22 protein-coding genes are annotated in these 21,035 nt (G+C 63.4%); 14 read left to right on the top strand and 8 right to left on the bottom strand.

Going from position 1 to position 21,035, the window contains the following annotated elements:
• Positions 1–147 precede the first annotated feature (147 nt).
• Genes HPY55_12630 through HPY55_12620 form a run of 3 tightly spaced genes read left to right on the top strand, consistent with a single transcriptional unit; the run spans position 148 to position 2,199 of the window.
• The gene (locus HPY55_12630; GenBank protein NPV71471.1) at positions 148–996 is read left to right on the top strand and encodes an amidohydrolase family protein; all 849 of its coding nucleotides are present in this window, start codon (positions 148–150) and stop codon (positions 994–996) included.
• The gene (locus HPY55_12625) at positions 993–1,940 is read left to right on the top strand and encodes a PHP domain-containing protein (protein ID NPV71470.1); all 948 of its coding nucleotides are present in this window, start codon (positions 993–995) and stop codon (positions 1,938–1,940) included. Before HPY55_12630 ends, HPY55_12625 begins: the two co-directional genes overlap by 4 nt.
• Positions 1,885–2,199 (top strand): translation initiation factor 2, encoded by a 315-nt coding sequence (locus HPY55_12620; protein ID NPV71469.1) that lies wholly within the window; start codon positions 1,885–1,887, stop codon positions 2,197–2,199. Before HPY55_12625 ends, HPY55_12620 begins: the two co-directional genes overlap by 56 nt.
• Here the strand turns inward: HPY55_12620 and HPY55_12615 are convergent.
• The gene (locus HPY55_12615; GenBank protein NPV71468.1) at positions 2,145–2,357 is read right to left on the bottom strand and encodes a hypothetical protein; all 213 of its coding nucleotides are present in this window, start codon (positions 2,355–2,357) and stop codon (positions 2,145–2,147) included. The two genes, HPY55_12620 and HPY55_12615, sit on opposite strands and share 55 nt — an antisense overlap.
• Positions 2,358–2,389: 32 nt before the next feature.
• Complete coding sequence (locus HPY55_12610) at positions 2,390–3,355, bottom strand: stage II sporulation protein P (protein ID NPV71467.1); 966 nt, start codon at positions 3,353–3,355, stop codon at positions 2,390–2,392.
• Between the two features lie 124 nt (positions 3,356–3,479).
• Here HPY55_12610 and HPY55_12605 point away from each other — a divergent pair, with 124 nt between their 5' ends.
• Both HPY55_12605 and HPY55_12600 read left to right on the top strand, forming a co-directional pair.
• Positions 3,480–4,064, top strand: coding sequence for a hypothetical protein (locus tag HPY55_12605; protein NPV71466.1), 585 nt, complete (start codon positions 3,480–3,482; stop codon positions 4,062–4,064).
• Positions 4,061–4,495, top strand: coding sequence for a hypothetical protein (locus HPY55_12600; GenBank protein NPV71465.1), 435 nt, complete (start codon positions 4,061–4,063; stop codon positions 4,493–4,495). Before HPY55_12605 ends, HPY55_12600 begins: the two co-directional genes overlap by 4 nt.
• Here HPY55_12600 and HPY55_12595 read toward each other — a convergent pair.
• Positions 4,492–5,166 carry a tRNA 2-thiocytidine biosynthesis protein TtcA gene (locus tag HPY55_12595; protein NPV71464.1) on the bottom strand — a complete coding sequence of 225 codons (675 nt, stop codon included), beginning with the start codon at positions 5,164–5,166 and terminating at the stop codon, positions 4,492–4,494. The genes HPY55_12600 and HPY55_12595 overlap by 4 nt on opposite strands.
• A gap of 201 nt (positions 5,167–5,367) precedes the next feature.
• On the opposite strand from HPY55_12595, the gene HPY55_12590 reads away from it, so the two are divergent.
• Positions 5,368–5,874: a hypothetical protein gene (locus tag HPY55_12590; protein ID NPV71463.1), complete on the top strand. Its 507-nt coding sequence runs from the start codon at positions 5,368–5,370 to the stop codon at positions 5,872–5,874.
• Positions 5,871–7,238 (top strand): tRNA (N6-isopentenyl adenosine(37)-C2)-methylthiotransferase MiaB, encoded by a 1,368-nt coding sequence (gene miaB, locus HPY55_12585; GenBank protein NPV71462.1) that lies wholly within the window; start codon positions 5,871–5,873, stop codon positions 7,236–7,238. Before HPY55_12590 ends, miaB begins: the two co-directional genes overlap by 4 nt.
• On the opposite strand, the gene HPY55_12580 is transcribed toward miaB, so the two are convergent.
• The 5 genes from HPY55_12580 to HPY55_12560 all read right to left on the bottom strand — a co-directional run bounded on the left by HPY55_12580 (position 7,195) and on the right by HPY55_12560 (position 11,831).
• On the bottom strand, positions 7,195–7,896 hold the full coding sequence (locus tag HPY55_12580; GenBank protein NPV71461.1) for an ABC transporter ATP-binding protein: 702 nt from the start codon (positions 7,894–7,896) through the stop codon (positions 7,195–7,197). The two genes, miaB and HPY55_12580, sit on opposite strands and share 44 nt — an antisense overlap.
• Positions 7,889–8,662, bottom strand: a complete 774-nt coding sequence (locus tag HPY55_12575) for an ABC transporter ATP-binding protein (GenBank protein NPV71460.1) — start codon at positions 8,660–8,662, stop codon at positions 7,889–7,891. Before HPY55_12575 ends, HPY55_12580 begins: the two co-directional genes overlap by 8 nt.
• Entirely contained in the window at positions 8,644–9,681 is a 1,038-nt protein-coding gene (locus tag HPY55_12570) for a branched-chain amino acid ABC transporter permease (protein ID NPV71459.1), read from the bottom strand. The genes HPY55_12575 and HPY55_12570 overlap by 19 nt, the downstream gene beginning before the upstream one ends.
• Positions 9,682–9,685: 4 nt before the next feature.
• The gene (locus tag HPY55_12565) at positions 9,686–10,570 is read right to left on the bottom strand and encodes a branched-chain amino acid ABC transporter permease (GenBank protein NPV71458.1); all 885 of its coding nucleotides are present in this window, start codon (positions 10,568–10,570) and stop codon (positions 9,686–9,688) included.
• Between the two features lie 79 nt (positions 10,571–10,649).
• Positions 10,650–11,831 (bottom strand): ABC transporter substrate-binding protein, encoded by a 1,182-nt coding sequence (locus HPY55_12560; GenBank protein ID NPV71457.1) that lies wholly within the window; start codon positions 11,829–11,831, stop codon positions 10,650–10,652.
• A 175-nt stretch (positions 11,832–12,006) separates the two neighbouring features.
• On the opposite strand from HPY55_12560, the gene mutS reads away from it, so the two are divergent.
• From mutS to HPY55_12525, 7 genes are all read left to right on the top strand, one after another.
• Entirely contained in the window at positions 12,007–14,703 is a 2,697-nt protein-coding gene (mutS, locus tag HPY55_12555) for a DNA mismatch repair protein MutS (GenBank protein ID NPV71456.1), read from the top strand.
• Between the two features lie 37 nt (positions 14,704–14,740).
• Entirely contained in the window at positions 14,741–16,558 is a 1,818-nt protein-coding gene (gene mutL, locus HPY55_12550; protein NPV71455.1) for a DNA mismatch repair endonuclease MutL, read from the top strand.
• A 15-nt stretch (positions 16,559–16,573) separates the two neighbouring features.
• A complete protein-coding gene (miaA, locus tag HPY55_12545; GenBank protein NPV71454.1) occupies positions 16,574–17,506 on the top strand; it encodes a tRNA (adenosine(37)-N6)-dimethylallyltransferase MiaA in 933 nt (310 codons plus the stop codon).
• A gap of 38 nt (positions 17,507–17,544) precedes the next feature.
• Complete coding sequence (gene hfq / locus HPY55_12540; GenBank protein ID NPV71453.1) at positions 17,545–17,799, top strand: RNA chaperone Hfq; 255 nt, start codon at positions 17,545–17,547, stop codon at positions 17,797–17,799.
• Between the two features lie 298 nt (positions 17,800–18,097).
• Positions 18,098–18,484 carry a RidA family protein gene (locus HPY55_12535; protein NPV71452.1) on the top strand — a complete coding sequence of 129 codons (387 nt, stop codon included), beginning with the start codon at positions 18,098–18,100 and terminating at the stop codon, positions 18,482–18,484.
• Between the two features lie 41 nt (positions 18,485–18,525).
• Entirely contained in the window at positions 18,526–20,130 is a 1,605-nt protein-coding gene (locus HPY55_12530; GenBank protein NPV71451.1) for a thiamine pyrophosphate-binding protein, read from the top strand.
• A gap of 39 nt (positions 20,131–20,169) precedes the next feature.
• Positions 20,170–20,898, top strand: a complete 729-nt coding sequence (locus HPY55_12525; protein ID NPV71450.1) for an FCD domain-containing protein — start codon at positions 20,170–20,172, stop codon at positions 20,896–20,898.
• Positions 20,899–21,035: the final 137 nt, after the last annotated feature.

The raw sequence follows: 21,035 nt of genomic DNA, 5'->3' as shown, positions 1-21,035 counted from the left end.
AGATGGGACTCGTGTCACTGCTCGATCATCTACACTATATCCAATGTGTTTCATGAACCGCCGGATGCGGAACCGCATGTCCGGTGGTGTGGGAGGACGGCGGGGGCAACTCCGCCTCCTACCCGATTGTGAGGTGATACGAGCGCAATGGCTTCCCCACAGCAAGTGATCGACGTCCACACGCACATCCTGCCACCGGAAATTATCGCCGCCGAGGGCGACTTCCGCAAGCGCGACCGCCACTTCGACAGCCTTGCCGGATCCTCCGTGAACAGGTACGCCACCGCATGTGACCTCATTGAACAAATGGCGGACACCGGAGTGTCCATTTCAGTAACATTCGGGTTCGCGTTCGCGGATCCCGGCCTTTGCGCGGAGGTCAACGACTACATAGCGGAGACGGTTAAACAGTATCCTGAGAGGCTGGTAGGTTTCATGTGCGTCCAGCCTGCCGACCCCGGCCTGGAGCGGGAAGTTTCGCGGTGCATCTCGAACGGCCTCCGGGGAATCGGGGAGCTGTTCCCCGACGGTCAGGGCTTCTCGCTGCGCGGGGGACTGTCCAGAGTGGCCGGGATATGCCGTGAAGCGGGGCTTCCGCTGCTCGTGCACGTTAACGAGCAGGTGGGCCACGCATACCCCGGCAAGGGGTCCCAGGGACCCGAAGAGGCATTCGGCTTCGCGCAGGCAAATCCCGATCTACGAATATGCTTCGCGCACTGGGGTGGAGGATTATTCGTATACGAGCTCATGCCCGAGGTCAGGTCAGTCCTCGCGAACGTGTTTTACGACACAGCGGCCTCCCCCTTCCTCTACGAGCCCGCAGTGTACCGGGCTGCCTCCGTCTCGGGGTGTATCCACAAGGTACTCTTCGGGAGCGACTACCCGCTGCTTTCGCCGCGCCGGTACTTCAAACAGATGGATTCCCTGCCACTACCTGAGGAGGACGCCAGAATGGTACTCGAAACCAACGCCAGGAGGTTCCTGGGCATCCCGTGAACGACGGAGATCGCGCCGACCTGCACGTACATACTACGGCCTCGGACGGAACGTACACCCCCTCGCGCGCGGTTCTGGCGGCGAAGCGGGCCGGCCTCGCGGCGGTGGCAATAACCGACCACGACACTGCCGGCGGAGTCGCTGAAGCGCTGCGGGCGGGGCTGGAGGCTGGGATCGAGGTAATACCGGGCCTCGAGATCAACACCGACTTCGGTAGCACGGAGATCCACGTGCTCGGGTACCTCGCATGGCCGCTCCCCGAGAGGCTGTCGGGGCTCCTGGCAAGGATGAGAGAGGCTCGCGAGGGCCGGGTGGACGAGATGGTGAGGCGATTGAGCAGGGCCGGGGTGAAGATCAGCGCCTCGCGGGTGCGGGAGATCGCCGCTGGCGGCGTGGTGGGTAGGCCACACGTCGCAAGGGCAATGGTTGAGGCGGGATCCGTCCGCTCGGTCCCTGAGGCGTTCGAGTTGTACCTGAACGTCGGCAGGCCTTGTTACGTCGAGCGGTACAAAATCACGCCGCACGATGCGGTCAGGGAACTCGTCGTGGCTGGAGCGGTCACTGTGCTGGCGCACCCGGGTTCGGCGCGCCGGGATGACGTTATTCCCGAACTCGTAGGCGCTGGCCTGCGAGGGATCGAGGTGTATCACCCCGACCACGACCACGCGGCCGTGGCAAGGTATCTCGAGATTGCGTCGGAGTACAGTCTGCTCGTCACGGGCGGTTCAGACTCGCACGGGGAGGACGAATACGGTTCCACGATAGGGCGGGTCACCGTGCCGCACGTGGCCGTTACCAGGATGAAGGCCATAAGGGCGGAGATGGAATACGGCCCCAGCGCACCAGATATAATAGCAACCGGAAGGACAAAGCCGGGAGGCGATCAGGGTGAGGTGCACCGGGCCCACGGTCGACGACCTGGCGCGGGAGATACAGCACCTTGAGGACAGGGTGAGGGCGCTCCGGCTGGGCAGGCGCGTGCTCATGAACATAATTTACGCGCAGGTAGCGGACAGACAGGTTTCAATGGCCCGGCTGCGCTCCGAGAATCGCCGCCTGAAGGACGCCAACGTGAGGTACGCAAGAGCCATCCTCGAAAGCCACAACCGCGTTCGCCGGCTTGAGGAGCAGCTCGAGCGCAATTCCCCTCAGTCGGGCGGTTCGGGCGCCCTGGCCTGCTCGGGCCAGGCCTCGTCGTCGTAGACCTCGTCGTTGAGCGCGTCGATAGACCACGATTCGCTCCACCAGAGAGGATGAGCCCCTCCGGCTCCGGCTCCGACTCCGACTTCGGCTACGGCCTCCATTATCGCGTGAGGTGTGCGGGCCTTATGCCCGCTTGCGGGGGCGCCACTGTCGCCCATGGAGAAAACCTCCTCCGCCCCAAAGGGTGCTCTCAGATTCCGGGGGCGCCAAACGTCCTCGCCAGGACCTCTGCGAACAGCCCCATCGACCTTACCGCGAGGGCTCTCGGGACGTGCTCGGAACCGACCTCGATCAGAAGCGCCCCTGGATCGAGGTCCTGGTTATAGTGTCCCCGCGCGAGGAAGATCCCCTTTATCAGCCCAGGGTACGATGCGTCGGCGGCGGCCTTTATTCGCCTGGCGACGCTCAGGTTCGCCGCCATGAGAGGGTTCTGCCTACCCACAACGAGCAGGATCTGGCACGTGGTCTGGCCGCCCACGTCGGTGAGGTAACCGCTCGCGGGGCCCCCGTCTCTGTGGATGTCGAATGTCAAATAGGGCTGGTACTTGAGGTTGGAGTAGGCGGTCCTGCGCGAGCGGACGTAGGCCATCGCATCGTGGGGCGCGTGTACCGTCTGGTCGTGGATGACGGCGTATCCGACCGATTCGAGCGCCTGCCGCAGGGATCCGCCCACAGCGACGATTCCGCCCCGTCCGGGGGTGGACGCCGAACCATCGCCTGGCACGTATGACTCGTCCGTATGGGTGTGATAAATCACTATGACGCGCGTGGTCAGCCCGAGGGGCATCGCCGACAATCCCCCGGGGCCACCGTTCGCCGCCGCGCCGTGGGCGTAGCACGGTTCGGTCACGACCGGCTGTTCCCCCTCGGTGACTGGTTCCGCCCTTGCGTAGTCGCCGCCTACCTCCACTACCCTGTACGACCGGTTGGATGATGCCACGAACCCGTCCCCAGTGAACACCGGGAGTGAGGTGTGGAGCAGGACCTCGCCGCCGGGTCCGCTGATGACCCTGCAGGCGCCGCGGAGTTCCCGCGCGTGGCCGGTCAGGCCGTCGCGGAATACAGTGATCGCGGCGCCGGTCACTGCGATCGCGAGGAGCAGCGCGGGCGCCCAGCGCGGTGTGGGATGTCTGGGTCTGGTGTCAGAACGGCCCATAATCAATATGATCCCAAGGGCCGATCAAGCGTATACGGCCTGCGGCGCTCGCGCCGGAAAGGAAACGCAACCGGACGCGTAGAATCTTGCGGGAATCTATTCCACAACTGCCAAGGAGGCGCCAATGGAAACAGACTGCGCCATACCGCTTTCGAAGGTCTGCGACGATCTCGGGGTCACGCCCTCCGTCCTGAGGAAGATCATCGCCGATTTCCCGGATATACTCGGAATCCCTTCCGGCGCTCGCGAGGCCGGGGTGGAACCGGGCGATGGGGAAAGGGAACCGTGGCTGGACCTGCTCGAGGAGGGCACTGAGAGGGCGCAACGGGCCGAGGAGGCCGCGACGGAAGCCGGGGATGCTCCGGAAGCCCACGGCAGCGCTGTGACGGGTGGGCTCCCCGCGAGCCTCGTGCCTGTCATACGGCGAATTGTCGCCCTCCGCAACGACGGCGCGTCTGATGAGGAAGTACGGCGCCTCATGACCGATAATCCTGAAGCCTCGCCCGAGGAGAGACTGGAATCCAAGCTCGACAGGCTTACCAGGGATCTCGAACTGAGCGAGAAGCGGCGGGCGGAAGACAGAGACAGGCTCCTGACGGCCCTGATGAGGACCCACCAGGAGGTCAGGCAACTCAGGACTGAATTGATCACGCATGCGTCCAGGCGGACGCGGAGGAAGTCGTTCCTCGGGAGGCTTTTCGGCGGTTGAACCGGCATTTCATCTCCGAGGGGCCGGTGTGGATCCACTTCGGATACGGCGAGGGCCAGGAGCGGGATTGCAGTTCCTGCTCCTTCGAGTTTTCGCTCACGGGAGAGGCTCCTGCGGCGACCAGGGATTGCTGGAAGGTGGAGGTCTGGCTCGGAGATTCCCCCCGCGGAGAAGCCCTGCTGGACGTACTTATGGACGCCGCAATGCGGGACCGCCGGTTGATGGGCAAGGTAAGCGTTAACCCGATGCCGAGGGAGGCCACCGGTGGGTTCGACCGGGTAGCGTTCATGTATTTTACAAGCAGAGAAGAGGCGGAGCGGTTCGCGGAGCGCCTCTCCGCGCTCCTTGATGCGGGCGACTGGAGGCCCGCCGTCCGGCGGGGCTGCTGGCATTTCGAGCCGGTCGCCGGGCCGTGGGAGACGTGGGCCTAGCCTCCGGCCTGGCGACGGCCGGACCCTGCGCCCCACAGCCCCTTCATCGACGATAGGATGCTCTCGTCGATCCTGGGATTCGACCCGCGCAGGCCTGACACAAGTCTCTTCAGCGCCTGGCGCGACGTTTTTCCGGCCGCAGGGCAGTCAGCTCGGATTACCGGCAAGTCGAGTGTGCGCGCGACATCGAGGGTCATGGCCTCCGTGCAGTACACCAGCGGGCGTACCACGGTCAGGTCTTTTCTCGAGAGGTAGGTGCTGGGGGAGAAGGTGGTCGCCCGGCCGGAGAAGAACACGTTCATGAGCAGGGTCTCGAGTGCGTCATCGAGGTGATGGGCGAGAGCGACCTTGTTGCACCCGAGTCTGCGGGCGGCGTTGTTGAGTGCGCCCCGCCTCATGTTCGCGCAAAGGGAGCACGGGTTTCCCTCGTGCCGCACATCGAATACTATCTTTCCGATGTTTGTATCTTCGACGTGGTGTGGGACGCCTAGTGACTCACAGAACGAGGCTGCGGGGGAAAGGTCGGTTCCCCAGCCGAGGGACACGGTGACGGCCGCCAGCTCGAATTCAACAGGCGCCACGCGGCGAAAGTGGGCGAGAGCGTACAGGAGGGATAGGCTGTCCTTACCGCCGGAAAGCCCCACGGCCAGCCTGTCGCCGTGCTCGATCATGTTGAAGTCCGATATGGCCGCCCCCGAACGGCGGATGATGGCGCGAACCACCCTGTCCAAAGCCGCTTCCCCTCGTACCCAGCGATTCTCCCCGGCAGTATTGTTTCCCTGCAAGCAGGGGTTTTCGCAGGTTTGGTAGAAACGATTGGCCGGTTGGGTCGTAGGACGGGCAGTATGTCCCTGATGGAATGGGGGAACTGAATGGTTGAGATCATCGGGAGGATCGGGGGGTCTCTGATCGGCTACAGCCTCAAGTGCGAGGTCGAGAGCAAGTCGGTCACTGGGAGGCTGGGGGGCGTCTGGGCGGGTGGCTCATTGAACCTGTTCTACGACAGGGGATCTGGCACGCTGCGCGGACGGATCGGAGGAACCCTCTTCGGCAAGGATGTATGGGTCCGGCTTACGGATAATAAGGCCGAAGGGAGGTTCGGAAGCCCGCTCGTGGGCAAGGATCTCGTACTGGAGTGGTCGGAAAACCGGGAAAGGATAACCGGCAGGTGCGGAGGCAGAGTCCTCGGCTTCGACTGCACGCTCGAGTCGCGAGGGAATGGCCTGCTGGGCCGCGTCGGAGGCGGTATCCTGGGAATGGACGTAAACGTATCCTACACCCCCGGCGTTCTCCCGTTGCTCGCAGCGGTGCTCGTCGCTATGACCTACTACTACATGAAAACCGTGCAGCGCTCCTATGCGGCGGGCGGGGGACGATGACTGAAGTGCGGGATGACCCATCGTTGAAATACTCCATCCTCACGTTCGGCTGCCAGATGAACGTCCGCGATTCCGAGATCATGGCTGGTTTACTGGAAGGACGCGGCTACACGCCCGCCGCATCTCTGGAGGATGCGGACGTCATCGTCGTCAATACCTGCTGCGTCCGTGAGACGGCCGAGAGGCGCATTATGGGGCGTCTCGGAGATCTCAAGCGACTCAAAGACCGCAAGGCCCACCTCGTGATCGCTGTGGGCGGGTGCATGACCCAGCAACAGGAGATCGCCGAGCGGATCAGGACAAAGCTCCCGCACGTCGACCTGGTGTTTGGGACATTCAACATGCGCGAGCTGCCCGATCTCGTTGACGCCGTGAGGTCGGGGGGAGGCCGCGTGTTCGATGTGTGGACGTGCGAGAGGCCCGAGGCGGGACCGCAACCGTTCGTTCGCGGCCGGGGCGTGACCGCCTACGTTACCATCATGCACGGCTGCAACAACTTCTGTTCCTACTGCATTGTCCCGTACGTGAGGGGAAGGGAGCGGAGCAGGAAGGCGGATGACGTGGTCTCCGAGGTAAAGGACGCGGTCTCTGCCGGATTCAAGGAGATCATGCTGCTCGGGCAAAACGTCAATTCCTACGGTAAAGACGCCGGTGACGACCGCGGCTTCTCGTCGCTCCTCAGCACGCTCGATTCGGTGCGAGGCATCGAGCGGATCCGCTACATGACGTCACACCCGAAGGACTTTTCCCAGGACATAATCGATGCCGTCGCGTCTTCCCGGCACGTTTGCGAGCACTTTCACCTGCCTGTCCAGGCCGGCGCCGATAAAGTGCTCCAGGCGATGAACCGCGGGTACACTCGCGACCGGTACATGGACCTGATCGAGAGGGTCCGCATGGCAGCCCCGGGGGCCTCGGTGACTACGGATATCATAGTCGGTTTCCCGGGCGAAACCGAGCGAGACTTCGAGGATACCCTCGACCTCGTGAGGACCGTGCGTTTCGACATGGCGTACACGTTCATGTACTCGCCGCGGAGCGGGACGAGCGCAGCCGCGATGCCCGGCCAGGTCCCCATCGAGGAGCGGCGACGCAGGCTGGCCGCGTTGACGAGGGAGATCAACCCCATCGCCCTGCGCATCAACCAGGGACTCGTCGGGTCGAGCGTCGAGGTGCTGGTTGAAGGGCCCAGCGAGAAGGACCCCGCGGTGTCGATGGGGAGGACCAAGACCAACAAGGTGGTGTTGATCCCGGGGGAGGTCGCGCGGAACTCCCTGGTCGAAGTGGGGATCGTGAAGGCGCGCACCTGGACCCTCGAATCTAGCCTCCCAGGTAAGCCTTCTTCACCTCCGGGTCTTTCCTGATCTGCTCGCACGGGCCTTCCATGACGATTCGCCCCGTCTCGAGCACGTAGCCCCTGTCGGCCGCCCGCAACGCCTGGTAGGCGTTCTGCTCGACGAGGAGTATCGTCACCTCCTCGCGGAGCTTGTGCACCTCGCGGTATATCTCCTGTACGAGCACGGGCGCGAGACCCATCGAGGGCTCGTCGAGGAGCAGCAGCTTCGGCGCCGACATGAGCGCCCTGCCTATGCACAGCATCTGCTGCTCGCCGCCTGAGAGTGTGCCCGCCAGCTGGGTCTCGCGCTCTTTCAGGCGGGGGAACAGGCGGAACACGCGCTCCATGTCCCGGCCGATCTGGTCCTGATCCTTCCGGAGGAATGCGCCCAGTTTCAGGTTGTGTTTGACCGTCAGGTTTCCGAATATGCGCCTGCCCTCCGGAGCGTGGGCTATGCCGCGGGCCACGATCTCGTGGGACGGCACCCCCACGATCGTCTTCTCCAGGAAGGTAACGTCACCGGAGCTCACCTTTACCAGGCCCGATATGGTCCTCAGGAGGGTACTCTTCCCGGCGCCGTTCGCGCCGATTATGGTCACGACTTCGCCCGGCCTGACCTCGAGAGAGACGTCGTCGAGGGCGTGGATGCCGCCGTAGTAGACGTTGAGACTCTCGACCTTAAGCATCACGTTCCTCCTCCCCGAGGTAAGCCTCGATGACGCGCGGATTGCCCTGGATCTCGGCCGGCGTGCCCTCGGCTAACAGCTGTCCGAAGTTCAGGACGTACATCCTGTCGGAAATGCTCATGATCACGTCCATGTGATGCTCGATTATGAATATGGTCAGGTCGAACTGCCCGCGGATCTCCCTGATGAACGATATCAGGTCGCGGCACTCGTATGGGTTCATGCCGGCGGCCGGTTCATCCAGCAGCAGGAGCTCGGGTTTCAGTGCCAGCGCCCTGGCGATCTCCAGGCGGCGTTGCAGGCCGTACGGAAGGCTCGACGCGACGTCGGAGGCCCTGGAGTCCAGGTTGAGCATCTTGAGGAGCTTCCGCGACCAGTCGTCGAGCTCCGACTCGTACTTGTGGTACTTCGGCGTGTGCAGGAAGCCGTCCAGGAGCGAGTAGTTCGCTGCCGCGTGCGCGGCGGTCCTCACGTTCTCGTATACTGTGAGGTTCTTGAATAATCTGATGTTCTGGAACGTGCGCACCGCGCCAAGGTGGGCTACCTGGTACGGCTTTAACCCGACCAGGCTCCTGCCGCGGTACCTGACTTCGCCCTTCGTGGGGGTGTAGACACCGGTTATGAGATTGAAGATCGTGGTCTTGCCGGCGCCGTTCGGCCCTATCAGCCCGATGATCTTCCCTTCGTCAACGTCGAGCGAGACGTCGTTGACAGCGACCAGCCCGCCGAACCTTATCGTGAGACCCCTTACTTCGAGGACGGCCACTGCCTACCCCCCTTTCCACCGGCGAAGCCGCCGGCCAGCGAGCGCAGGCCGGCCCAGGTGAGTTCGCGGCCACCCATGAGGCCCTTGGGCCTCGCCAGCATCATGATGAGGAAGAGGAGGGCGTAGAACACCATCCAGCCGCGCCTCAGGAAATCGCCGGCCTCGGTGAGGCCGATCCTCGACGCGAGCGTGGCGAGGTTCCTGAACACCTCAGGTACCAGCGTGATGCAGATTGCGCCGACTATGGAACCGGTCAGGCTGCCGAGGCCCCCGAGAATGACCATGGAGACCGATTCAATCGACTTGAGGTAGTTGAATATGTCGGGGTGCAGGTACATGGTGAAGTGCCCGAGCAGCGCGCCGCCCAAACCGGCGAAGAACGACGATATGATGAACGCGAGCACCTTGTAGTAGGTGGTGTTAATGCCGACCGACTGCGCTGCGATGTCGTCTTCCTTGACCGCCACGAAGCAGCGCCCCTGTTTGGAATGTACGACGTTGGAGAGCAACCACAGTGTGCAAACAAGGGTCAGGGAGGCAACGGGCAGATACGTCCTGAACGGAACGCCGGCCATCCCGAGCCCGCCACCGGTCAAATCAGTCGTGTTGTTGAGCACGGCCAACATGATGTACTGGAAGCCGAGAGTGACGATGGCCAGGTAATCGCCGGCAAGCCGGAGCGAGGGAAACCCTACGAGGAAGCCGAGTACCCCGGCGAAGATCCCGCCTGAGACGAACGAAACCACGAATGGCAGCTTCAGCCGGACCATTAGAATGGCGGACGTGTAACCGCCGACCGCCATGAAGCCGGCGTGGCCGAGGCTGAACTGCCCGGTGAAGCCGGACACCAGATTCCAGCTCAGGGCGAGCACGGAGTTTATTGCCACGAACGTGAGTATTCCGGTGAAGTAGTTCGGGAGGGTCGCCTGGAGCAGCGACCCGAGCACCCAGGCGCCGACGACGAGTACAGCCAGCGTCGTCAGCCCCCTTGCGAAGGCCTTCGATCCGTTTACGCTCATGTCGTCACACCTTTTCCTGTAACCCCCGGCCGAGCAGACCGCTGGGCTTGAAAAGCAGTATCAAAACGAGCAGCACGAATGCTATGGCGTCCTTGTAGTTGGACGATACGTAGCCGGCGCCCATTGTCTCGAGGATCCCGATGAGGTAGCCGCCCAGGTATGAGCCCGGGATACTGCCGATGCCACCAACGACGGCCGCGGCGAACGACTTCACCCCGAACAACCCGCCGAGGTACGGGTTCACGTTGAACTTCATACCGATGAGCACGCCGGCGGCGGACGCCATCGTCCCGGCTATGAAGAAGGTGTAAGCGATGGCCAGGTTGATGTTGATCCCCATCAGCGCGGCCGCGTCGCGGTCGTACGCGAGCGCCTGTATAGCCACACCCATCTTGGTGTAGTTGACAAAAACGTACAGCAGGACCATCAGTGTAATCGCCACGCCCGTGAGGAGCAGGTCAACGGGGGGGATCGTGGCCACCCCTCCGAGGGAAATCGTTGAAGAACTCAGGACTTTCGGGAACACGAAGAAATCCGCGCTGTAAAACACGATTATTGCGTTTTCCACGAGAAGCGACACGCCGATAGAGGTGATCAGTAAGTTGAGATTGGGCGCGCCCTGCAGGCGAAGGGGCCTGTACGCCTGCCTTTCCACCATGATGGAGAAGAGCCCGCTTACCACAAGGCTGCCCCCGAAAGCGACCGCGAACGGGAGCTTCAAGGCAAGCATCCCGAACAGCGAGACGTACGCGGCGAACGTCAGGACGCTGCCGTGGGCGAAGTTGATGAACCGGAGCACGCCGAACACAAGGGTATACCCGACGGCCACCAGGGCATAAACGCTGCCTATCGCGAGGCCGTTCAAGAGTTGCTGCGTGAACTCCTTCATTAGTGTGGGCTCCTTTGAGGTATTGCCATAATGGAATACCGGGCCCCGCGAGTCGGGGCCCGGTCACCAATCACTTGTGTTACTCCGGCGTCACCTTAGTCACGAACACGAACCCGTTGCCCTTGACCTGGATGACGACGACCGGTTTGTTGAGCGGGTTGTGGGTCTTTGGGTCCATGGTGAACTTACCCGAGGGAACCTCGATGTCCTTGACGTTCTCCATGGCATCGCGGATCGCCTGGGGCTCGGCCTTGCCGGCCTTCTTGACCGCCTCGCCGATGACCATCATTGCCTCATAGGAGAAGCACGCGTTGCTGTTCGGCTCCTCCTTGAACTTATCGCGGTACTTCTTGGCGAAAGCCTGCGCCTTGGGGTCGGGGTCGTCCGGCGCGTACAGAGTGGTGAGGTACACGCCTTCCGCTCCGTCGCCGCCGATCTCGATCAGTTTCGGCGCGTGCGACGCGTCGCCGGCGAGGAAGATGGCATTAATCCCGAGTTCCTTCGCCTGCCTCAGTATGAGGCCGTTCTCGGCGTAGGTGTTGGGAATGATGATTGCTTCAGGATTGGCTTCCTTGATCTTGGTGAGCTGCGGCTTGAAGTCCTGGGTTTGGTCGGGATAGGTCTCTTCGGCGATGATCGTGCCGCCGTTCTTCTGGAACCTCTCCTTGAAGAACTGGGCAAGTCCCTTGTTGTAATCCTGCGCTATGTTGTAGAGGAGGGCCGCCTTCGTCTTGTTAAGGTTCTTCGAGACGAAGTTCGCGAGGACGGCGCCCTGCAGCGGGTCGATGAAGCAGGCGCGGAAGTAGAATGGGTTCAGTTTGGTCACATCTTCGGGGTCCATAACGACCTTCGGGTTGGTGGACGTCGGCGCAATGGCTGGGACCTTGAGCTGCTTCACGACGGGGCCGGCAGCGATCGAGTTGGAGCTGGCGACCTCGCCCATGAGCGCGACGGCCTTGTCCTGCTCGATTAGCTTGCGGACGACGTTCGGGACGTTCTCCTTCTTGGACTGGGTGTCCTCGTACACGGGAACGACCTTCTTGCCGAGGAGTCCTCCGGCGGCGTTGATGTCGTCGATCGCGAGCTGGGTTCCGTTCTTGTTGAACTGCCCCTTTGCCGCGTTGGCGCCCGTCAGCGGATAGAAGCACCCGATCTTGATCTCGGATGATCCCCCGCCGCAGCCGCTGAGCACGCCGGCAAGCATCACGGTGACGAGAGCGAAGGCGGCCGCTTTGAGACTAGATGACCCCCGAAAACCCACGTTCTGCACCTCCTGTACTTTCTCGGGGCTATGGCCCCTTTTCTGTTCTCGATCAGGCAACATTCTGCCAACTCATCCCGAATTCCTCCTTGCGCTGCCGCCCCAAGAGGTTTTTCGTGGACACGGGCAGAATTCACGGCCTGGCGGGAGGGGTAAAGTGGACGCCACGACACCCATGCTGAGACAGTACAAGGACATAAAGCGGCAGTACCCCGGCATGCTCCTCTTCTTCAGGCTCGGGGACTTCTACGAGCTTTTCTACGAGGACGCCGAGGTGGCGTCGCGCGAGCTGGAGCTGGTTCTTACAGGAAGGGACGCGGGGAGAGGCGAGAGGGCTCCGATGTGCGGTATCCCGCACCACGCCTCGACTCAATACATATCGCGGCTCATCTCGAAGGGTTACAGGATCGCGGTGTGCGAACAGGTTGAGGATCCGCGGACCGCAAAAGGCCTGGTTAACCGCGAGGTAGTCAGGGTCATCACCCCCGGAACCGTTACGGACGGGGAGATGCTCGACGAGAGGCGAAACAACTACATCGCCTCGGTATCTCTCATCCGGGGGGGAGGCAGGCGAACCGTTGCCGGCGTTGCATTCGCCGACGTCTCGACCGGGGAATTCTTCACGACCCAGGTGGAACCGGACGCCGGGGCGGCGGGCGCTGCCGTGGCGTCCGCGGCTCTGCCCGAGCTCCTCAGGGTTACGCCCTCGGAGGTCCTGGTCCCCATGGCGCTGCAGAACGACCCCGCAATCAGGACGTTTAGGCAGCAGTGCCCCGCGTCGATCGTGACAGTGTACGAGGAGAGGGCATTTGCCCCCGATGAGGCGGCTTCGACGATGATGCGGCAGTTCGGGGTGGCGTCTGTCTCCGGTTTCGGCCTCGACGGTATGCCCGCGGCGGTCTCGGCTGCCGGCGCCCTGCTGCGCTACGTGCGGGAGACGCAGAAGTCTACGGTCGCCCAGCTATCCTCGGTGCGGGTATACCGCGCGGGCGACTATGTGTCGATCGACCCATCCACCAGGCGCAACCTCGAGCTTGTCAGGCGGGACCAGGACGGGTCGCGACGCGCGACGTTGCTGTGGGTGCTCGACAGGACCGTGACGGCCATGGGCGCCCGGACCATCACGGCCTGGATCGAGAGGCCCCTGCGCAATGTCGCCGCTGTTGAGGAGCGGCTGAACGCCGTGGGCTTCCTTGTCGACAGCCCTCAGATACGCATGCGCCTGCGGGAAAGCCTCCGTCAGGTATACGACATGGAGCGGATAGCCGGGCGAGTGTCCACGGGGTCGGCCAACGCCAGGGACCTCGTCGCGCTCGCGCAATCGCTCGAAACACTGGGGGAAATACGGTCGTTCCTGCTCCGGTCGCTCGGGGAAGCCGGGCCGCCCGCCCTCATCAGGCAGATCGTCGAGGCCATCGCCCCTCTGGAGGACGTCTCGGGGTTGATTGCCCGCGCTATCATTGAGGACCCGCCGATGACGCTCCGGGATGGCGGGTTGATAAGGGACGGCTATGACGCGACTGTGGACTCCCTGAGGTCCTCTTCAAGGGACGGCAAGAGCTGGATCTCGCGGCTCGAACAGTCCGAACGTGAGGCCACGGGGATCAAGTCGCTGAAGGTGGGTTTCAACAAGGTATTCGGGTACTACATAGAGGTAACGCGGCCGAACCTTCACCTCGTGCCGCCGCATTACATCCGGAGACAGACGCTGACCGACGCCGAGCGATTCGTCACACCCGAACTGAAGGACAGGGAGTCGCAGGTGCTGGGTGCGCAGCAAAACCTGTCGGAACTCGAGTACGGGATCTTCTGCGACGTTCGCGACAGGGTGGCCGCGCGGTGCGCCGAGATCCAGAAGAGGGCCAGGGCTGTCGCAGAGGCGGACTGCCTGGCGTCCCTGGCGGAAGTGGCGGCGGAATGCGGATACTCGAGGCCCGCGGTCCTTGACGAAGCGGTCATTTCGATAAAGGACGGGCGCCACCCGGTCCTCGAGAAGGTACTCGGCCCCGAGAGGTTCGTCCCCAACGATATCGGCCTCGACGCCGCCGGTCAGCGGGTGCTCCTGATCACGGGACCCAACATGGCCGGCAAGTCGACGATCCTGGCGACTACCGGCCTGATCGCACTCATGGCTCACATAGGTTCATACGTCCCGGCTGCCGCCGCCACAATCGGCCTGCTCGATGCGGTGTTCTATCGGACGGGCTCCTACGAGGACCTGTCCGGCGGGCGCAGTACCTTCATGGTCGAACTCAGCGAGGTAGCCGGCATTCTCAACTCGGCGACGGCGCGCAGCCTCGTGCTCGTGGACGAGCTCGGGCGTGGCACCAGCACTTACGACGGCATGGCGCTCGCCCAGGCGGCGCTCGAGTACCTTCACGACGAGGTCGGGTGCCTGACGCTGTTCACCACCCACTACCACGAGCTTGCGCAGGTCGAACGTCGTCTCGCCGCGGTGAGGAACTTCCACGTCACGGCGGTGGAGAAGAACGGTGAACTCACGTTCCTCTACCGGTTGACCCCGGGCAGCGTCGACAGGAGTTACGGCGTCAATGTCGCGCGGATGGCGGGATTACCGCGGGAAGTCATAAGACGGGCGCAAGTCATCCTCAGGTCGCTGGAGGAGCAGAGCCCCTCGAGGCCTCGCCAGATATCGCTGCTGGAGACGGCAGCCGCTGCTGGAGGCGGCGAAAGATCTGCCGGTGGCGCGGGCGGCGAGGATCCGGCCGGCCCGGACTCTGCCGAACGCCTCACTCCGGCGGAGGCGGAAGTCCTCGCCGCGATCAGGGGCGCGGACGTCAACAACATGACCCCCATGGAATCGCTCGCGAGGCTTTCTGAGATGCAGAAGACCCTGAAGGAATCCGGGTGACCCCCGCGCCAAGCGCGCGGCTGGGGTCGGACAGGGGGTGTGTCACCTGGGCAGGATAGCCGTACTCGATGAGGTAACAGCCAGCAAAATAGCCGCGGGCGAGGTGGTCGAGCGCCCCGCGTCGGCGGTGAAGGAGCTTGTGGAGAACGCGCTCGATGCCGGCGCCACGAGGATCGCGGTCGTTGTCCAGGCGGGAGGGAGGCGTCTCATCCGCGTGACCGACAACGGGAGCGGCATGCCCGGGGACGACGCCGTGCTCGCGTTCTCCAGACACGCCACCTCCAAGATACGTCGGGTGGAGGACATCGCGGGTGTGAGTACCATGGGCTTCCGCGGGGAGGCGCTCGCCAGCATCGCCGCTGTTTCGCGAGTTGAGCTCAGGACGCGCCCGTCGGATTCCCCGTCGGGCACGCTGGTGGTGGTGGAATGGGGGAGGCTGGTTTCCTCGGAGGAGTGCGCGGCGCCCCCCGGAACGACAGTCGAGGCGGGTAACCTGTTCTTCAACGTCCCTGCGAGACTCAAGTTCCTCAAGAGCGATGACGCCGAGTCGGCGCGGATTACCGACGCCCTTTACGCGCTGGCGCTGGGAAACCCCGGCGTCGCCTTCAGCCTCGGCGTGGACGGTAACGTGGTGATGAGGACGCAGGGGACCGGCTTTCTGAAAGACGCTATCGCCTCCCTGTACGGCACCCAGCTGGCGGACCGGATGCTCGCGCTCGGGGGCGGGACGCCCGCCAGCCCGGCGGCCGGCGACGGCGTTCGGATAGGCGGGTACGCGGGCGACCCCGGGACCGCCCGCGGCGCCAGGTCTATCCAGTACATATTCATCAACTCGAGGCACGTGCGATCCCCATCCATACGCGCTGCCATCGAGGAGGCATATTCCGGCCTGATACACGGGCGGCGCTACCCCGTTTTCTTCGTGAACATCCTGCTCCCGCCCGCATGGGTGGATGTGAACGTCCACCCCCAGAAGACCGAGGTCAGGATATCCCGCGAGATTGACGTGAAGCGTGCGGTTTACGCCGCAGTGCGGGCGGCGCTCTCCGCGTGTAACGGCGTCGAAATCGCAGGCCCGTCGACGGCACGGGCCTCCACCGGAACCGGATGGGTTCGCGAAGGCCCTGGCGGAGTACAGTCGAACGACTCAACGGCGGGCGCAAGCGCGGGCCTCGCGTGGTCAGGCCGCGAGGCAGTCGCGGCATACGGGCCGCCTGAGCGCAGTCACAGCGCTGCCGGAGGCGAGCCACTGCCTCCCGGCCCCGTCCCTGGGCCCGCAGCGGGCCCCCTTGCCGGGCTCCGCGTGGTCGGGCAGGTATTCGACTCCTACATCCTGGCGGAGGGGCCCCGAAGCTTATGCATTATCGACCAGCATGCGGCGCACGAACGGGTGGCGTTCGAGCGGTACGCGCGCAGGGAAGAGCCCGTTGCCAGCCAGACGCTGGTCGTCCCCGAGGTCGTCGACCTGCCGCCGGGCGAATATGAGGCGGCGCTCGATGTACTTGATACGCTGCGTGAAATGGGGTTCAATGTCGAGCCTTTCGGCAATAATACCCTACTGCTCAGGGGCATCCCGTCGGGCTTCGACTCGACGCACACTCGCGGGCTGCTCCTCAGCGTTGTACAGGCGGCGTCGGCGGCGCCGCACGGCCGGAGTCCCGTGGAACTGGCCGCTCGCGCGCTGGCCGCATGCCACTCAGCCGTGAGGGCGGGAAGCAGCCTTTCGGAGTTCGAGGCCGCGCAGCTCCTGCGCGACCTCGCGGCGACTTCGGATCCGTTGAGGTGCCCCCACGGCAGGCCGACCGTGATCGAACTAGGCATCGGCGAACTGGAGAGACGATTTGGCAGGAGGTAGCACGTGCACCACACGATGCCGCTGTTCGTGCTGACCGGCGCGACCGCCACGGGTAAGACCGTCCTGGGCATCGAACTTGCGCTCAGGCACGGGGGCGAGATCATCTCCGCCGACTCGATGCAGGTATATCGCCACATGGACATCGGCACCGCAAAGCCCCCACTGGAGGAACGCCGCGGCGTCCCACACCACCTCATCGATATCCTCGACCCCGACCAGCCGTTTTCAGTCGCCGAGTTCCAGCGGCTGGTGCTGGAGGCGGCGCGCGCGATAGTGGGGAGGGGGCGGCTCCCGATGATGGTCGGCGGGACCGCCTTGTACATTCGAGCCGTCGTAAACGAATACTGTTTCCCCGACGCTCCAGGCGACGAACGGATACGCGCCGAACTGGGGGAAGTGGCGAACAATCTGGGGGCACGCGCGCTCCACAACATGCTGTCGGAAGTCGACCCGGTCTCGGCGGCAAGGATCCACGAGAACGACCGGAGGCGCCTGATACGCGCGCTGGAGGTCTACCGGCTGACCGGTGTGCCACTATCCGAGTTCGCCCGGCGCCGCGGCGAGGGGTTGCTCGACACGCTGGTGGTCGCGCTTGATGTGCCCAGACCCGAGCTATACAGGCGGATCGACGCCAGGGTGGACAGGATGATCGCCGCCGGGCTGCCGTCGGAGGTAAGGCGCCTCCACGAAATGGGGTACGGGGAGCGGCTGTTCTCGATGCAGAGCCTGGGATACAGGGAGATGATCGATTTCCTGTTCGGTAGAAGCACCCTCGAAGAAGCGGTGCGACTACTGAAGCGCAACACCCGCCGCTTCGCCAAGCGGCAGCTCACCTGGTTCAGGAACGACCCTAGAATAACCTGGGTGAACGTTGGAAATAATCGCCCAAAGGACTCCGTTCTGGAAGAGGTAACCCGGCTTATTGAAGGAAAACTGTTGCCAGCGTAGAAAAGGGTAGCAGAGCATGGGAACGAGGTGCGTTCTGGATGACCAAGCCTCAGATCAATCTGCAAGATAGCTTCCTGAACCAAGTACGTAAGGATTCGGTTTACGTCACGATCTACCTGGTCAACGGGTTCCAGATTAAAGGGCTTGTCAAGGGATTCGACAACTTCACCGTAGTGATGGACAGTGACGGAAAGCAGCTCCTCGTGTACAAGCACGCGATCTCCACGATCACTCCTGTTCGCCCCGTCAACATGGCCATAGGCGAACTCAGACGGGAAGCCTCCGAACAGTAGGGCAGACACGCCGGGATTGACAGTCCCCTCGCACAGCCTGCGACAGCATGTGGGTTGTTTGCCGCCGGGCTTGCCCCTTGAATTTCGCCCTGGAGCGAGGCTTCCTGGGGCCATTCATTACTCATCAATGTTCGCCGCCCCCAGTATTATAGATTCACCGCGAGCCACCTCGTGAAGGAAATAGCCGCCCCACGTAGAACATTTGCAACAGCGGTAGGCAGGGTCACTACTCATCAGGGATACCTGCGACTGCTCCATGCGACCTTCATAGTCTTCAGAAAGGGGAGAAAAGCGCAACGTGAGGAAGACGGTAACAAGAACCAGGGCAGCGCCCGTACCGCTGTCGCCAATATCGCAGGCGACCTGCATTCGGGGGCTCATCTTCACTTCGGGACAGCTGGGGCGCGATCCCGCCACGGGAAAGCTTGCTGGCCCGGGGATGACAGCACAGGCGCGACAAGCCCTGGAGAACCTCCGGGCGGTCATCGAGGCCGCGGGCGGGTCGCTCGAGACGGTCCTCAGGATCGACTGTTACGTGACGGATCTAGACCTCGTACCCGAGTTCAACGTCGTGTTCGGCGAGTATTTCCCCGCCGAGCCACCTGCCCGGGTTTGCGTCGAAGTGCAGCGGCTGGCCGCGGGGGCGCTTATCGAGGTACTGGCAATTGCATCTGTCGAGCAATAACCCACGCCCGATAGCGAGCGTGCTGAATAGGGGGGCTTTCGATGCTGGTAGCTGAAGCGATCGTAAAAGGGCTACTCGACGCCGGGGTCAGGGAGGTCTTCGGGCTGCCTGGCGGCGAGGTGCTCGACTTCGTTGAGTGTGGCCGGAGGGCCGGTCTTACCTTCACCCTCACGCGCCATGAGGCGGCCGCTGCGTTCATGGCCGACGTTACCGGCCAGGTATCCGGCAGACCGGGAGCCTGCCTCTCCACACTTGGCCCTGGAGCGACGAACCTCTTGACTGGCGTGGCGAACGCCTACCTCGACCGGTCGCCCATGATAGCGATAACAGGTCAGCTGTCCACTGAAACTTACAGGCAGATGCCGCACCAGCGAATCGACTTGTGCTCGCTTTACGGTCCGGTCACGAAATGGTCGGTCAGAGTCACTCCGGACAATGCGGATGTAGTGGTTCCCGCCGCGATAGAGGTCGCCATGAGGCGGCCCCGAGGACCCGTTCACCTAGAACTCGCGAGCAACGTGGGTCGCTCTCAGGCAGTCCTTCCGGGTTCGCTGGGGGATGGGGCCTCGCCGCCCCGGGCCGAACAGCACAGCACGGTCAGCATGGTTCAGGTAGTCGAGCGCCTCCGCAAGTCTCAGCGCCCCGCGGTGTGCGCAGGCATCAATGTGGATCCCGTATCGGTCGCTGGACCACTCCGGGAGTTCGTAGAGCGTCACGGCGTTCCGGTGCTGCTGTCTCCCAAAGCAAAGGGCGTGTTTCCACACGACCACCCGCTTTTCGTCGGGATTGCCACCGGTATGGCCGCGGACGATCGGGTGCTGGAGTTCATCAAGGGGTGCGATCTCATCCTCGGTGTGGGGTTTGACGCAAGTGAGGCCGACAAGACGTGGCCGGCGACCGCGCCCATAGTGTGGCTGGAGGAATCCCCGAGGGACCGCGCGGAATGGGAGGGGGACTATCTCGTTGGATCAATCCCAGCCATCCTCGCCAGTCTGAGCAAGGGCTACTCCGGCGGACACGAATGGACCAGCGAACACCTGGCGTCGGCGCGTGCGGCAATACGGGAGAAGGTAGCCCCGGGCGGCGCTTCTTCCGCCAACGGCCTGTCTCCTGCAGCCGCACTGATGGCCATCAGGGAGGCACTCCCCGCCGGCGGTGCATTCGTCTGTGACGTCGGTTCCCACAAGCTACTCGCGGGCCAGATCTGGCCGGCCAGCCAGCCGCTGACGTTCTTCATGTCCAATGGCCTGTCGTCGATGGGCTACGGTGTTCCCGGCGCCATCGCCGTCAAGAAGTGCATGGGCGAGAGGCCCGTGCTGGGAATCATCGGCGACGGAGGGTTCGCGATGATGGTCCACGAACTTGAGACCGCCGTTAGATTGAAGCAAGGCGTTGTCTACGTGGTATTCAACGACGAGTGCCTGTCGCTGATCAGGGTCGTCCAGGCAAGAAGGAAGTACGAACGCTACGGAGTGGACTTCGGGCCGGCGCGTTGGGCTCAAATAGCGGAGGGCTTCGGTGCCAGGGGCATGTCTTGCGCGTCCCTCGAGTCACTGAGAGACTGCGTACGCGCCAATCTCTACGGGGACTGCCCGGTGGTAATTGAAGTCAAGATCGACCCGGCGGAATATGACCACCAGATATAGACGGGGACTCGCGAGGCCGGGAGGCGTACTCGAGGTGCGATGAAACCACTTCCACGATCTGATTTGGAGTACCTTACACTGAAGGCAATACACGAGGCCGCCGGTGCCGCCGTCGGGTCCTGGGCCTTGCGCGAGACGCTGGCCAGGCACGGGTACCCCATCAGCGAGGCTACCGCCGGCCGAATCCTTCACGAGCTCGACGCCAGGGGATTCACCACCAGGGTCTCAAACCGCGGAAGGATGCTTACGCAGTCGGGGGTCGAGCGTTTCGCATACCTGGATGCCGGCCGGCGGGCGTTCGGTACAGGCGGGGCCGAGCGCCTGCTTGACGCCAGCAAGTGCAAGCAGCTGTTGGAGGTGCTCCAGGCCAGGCGCGCGATCGAGCGCGAGACGGCCAGGCTGGCTGCCATAAATGCGACGGCCCTGGACGCCGGGCGAATGGGGGAGGCCCTCATTGAGCAGGAAAGACGCATCAACCAGGGCGAAACCGGCTCGGACATGGATATGCTCTTTCACCGGCTGGTAGCCAGGGCCAGCGGAAACCGCTCTCTGGAGGCCGCCTACGAACTCGTTTCACAGGATACGGAGCTTGCCCCCCTTTACGAGTATGTGAGACTCCACGTGAAGGGCCGCCTTGTTGACGAGCACCGCAAGGTGTACCGGGCTGTTGCTGATGGAAACCCCGAGGCGGCCGAGAAGGCCATGCTGGATCACATCGACGGCGTCATGGGAGACATCAGGAATTACCTCATGTTGCACACCAACTAGGTCCAGGGCTGATCAATGGTGTTTCGAAGCGATGATCGGGGGCGCGTTTCAGGGCAGGGCGGAGTGCACCGCCCTGCCCTGAAACTGTCTGTATGCCGGGGAGGAATCAGCCGGCCAGGCGTCGAACACCCGGCATG

The sequence above is a fragment of the Bacillota bacterium genome, from assembly GCA_013178305.1.
In the GTDB taxonomy this organism is placed as follows: Bacteria; Bacillota; Sulfobacillia; order JABLXB01; family JABLXB01; genus JABLXB01.
The sequence above is the reverse complement of the archived record's forward strand: the minus strand, read 5'-3'. Positions and strand labels throughout refer to the sequence as shown.

What these genes read in the sequence shown, in the direction of transcription:
- HPY55_12605 (NPV71466.1), top strand. Translation starts at nt 3,480, where the DNA reads ATGGAAACAGACTGCGCCATACCGCTTTCGAAGGTCTGCGACGATCTC.
- HPY55_12580 (NPV71461.1), bottom strand. Translation starts at nt 7,896, where the DNA reads ATGCTTAAGGTCGAGAGTCTCAACGTCTACTACGGCGGCATCCACGCC.
- hfq (NPV71453.1), top strand. Translation starts at nt 17,545, where the DNA reads ATGACCAAGCCTCAGATCAATCTGCAAGATAGCTTCCTGAACCAAGTA.
- HPY55_12610 (NPV71467.1), bottom strand. Translation starts at nt 3,355, where the DNA reads ATGGGCCGTTCTGACACCAGACCCAGACATCCCACACCGCGCTGGGCG.
- HPY55_12590 (NPV71463.1), top strand. Translation starts at nt 5,368, where the DNA reads ATGGTTGAGATCATCGGGAGGATCGGGGGGTCTCTGATCGGCTACAGC.
- HPY55_12630 (NPV71471.1), top strand. Translation starts at nt 148, where the DNA reads ATGGCTTCCCCACAGCAAGTGATCGACGTCCACACGCACATCCTGCCA.
- HPY55_12615 (NPV71468.1), bottom strand. Translation starts at nt 2,357, where the DNA reads ATGGGCGACAGTGGCGCCCCCGCAAGCGGGCATAAGGCCCGCACACCT.
- mutS (NPV71456.1), top strand. Translation starts at nt 12,007, where the DNA reads ATGCTGAGACAGTACAAGGACATAAAGCGGCAGTACCCCGGCATGCTC.
- HPY55_12530 (NPV71451.1), top strand. Translation starts at nt 18,526, where the DNA reads ATGCTGGTAGCTGAAGCGATCGTAAAAGGGCTACTCGACGCCGGGGTC.
- HPY55_12595 (NPV71464.1), bottom strand. Translation starts at nt 5,166, where the DNA reads ATGATCGAGCACGGCGACAGGCTGGCCGTGGGGCTTTCCGGCGGTAAG.
- HPY55_12525 (NPV71450.1), top strand. Translation starts at nt 20,170, where the DNA reads ATGAAACCACTTCCACGATCTGATTTGGAGTACCTTACACTGAAGGCA.
- miaB (NPV71462.1), top strand. Translation starts at nt 5,871, where the DNA reads ATGACTGAAGTGCGGGATGACCCATCGTTGAAATACTCCATCCTCACG.
- HPY55_12565 (NPV71458.1), bottom strand. Translation starts at nt 10,570, where the DNA reads ATGAAGGAGTTCACGCAGCAACTCTTGAACGGCCTCGCGATAGGCAGC.
- miaA (NPV71454.1), top strand. Translation starts at nt 16,574, where the DNA reads ATGCCGCTGTTCGTGCTGACCGGCGCGACCGCCACGGGTAAGACCGTC.
- HPY55_12570 (NPV71459.1), bottom strand. Translation starts at nt 9,681, where the DNA reads ATGAGCGTAAACGGATCGAAGGCCTTCGCAAGGGGGCTGACGACGCTG.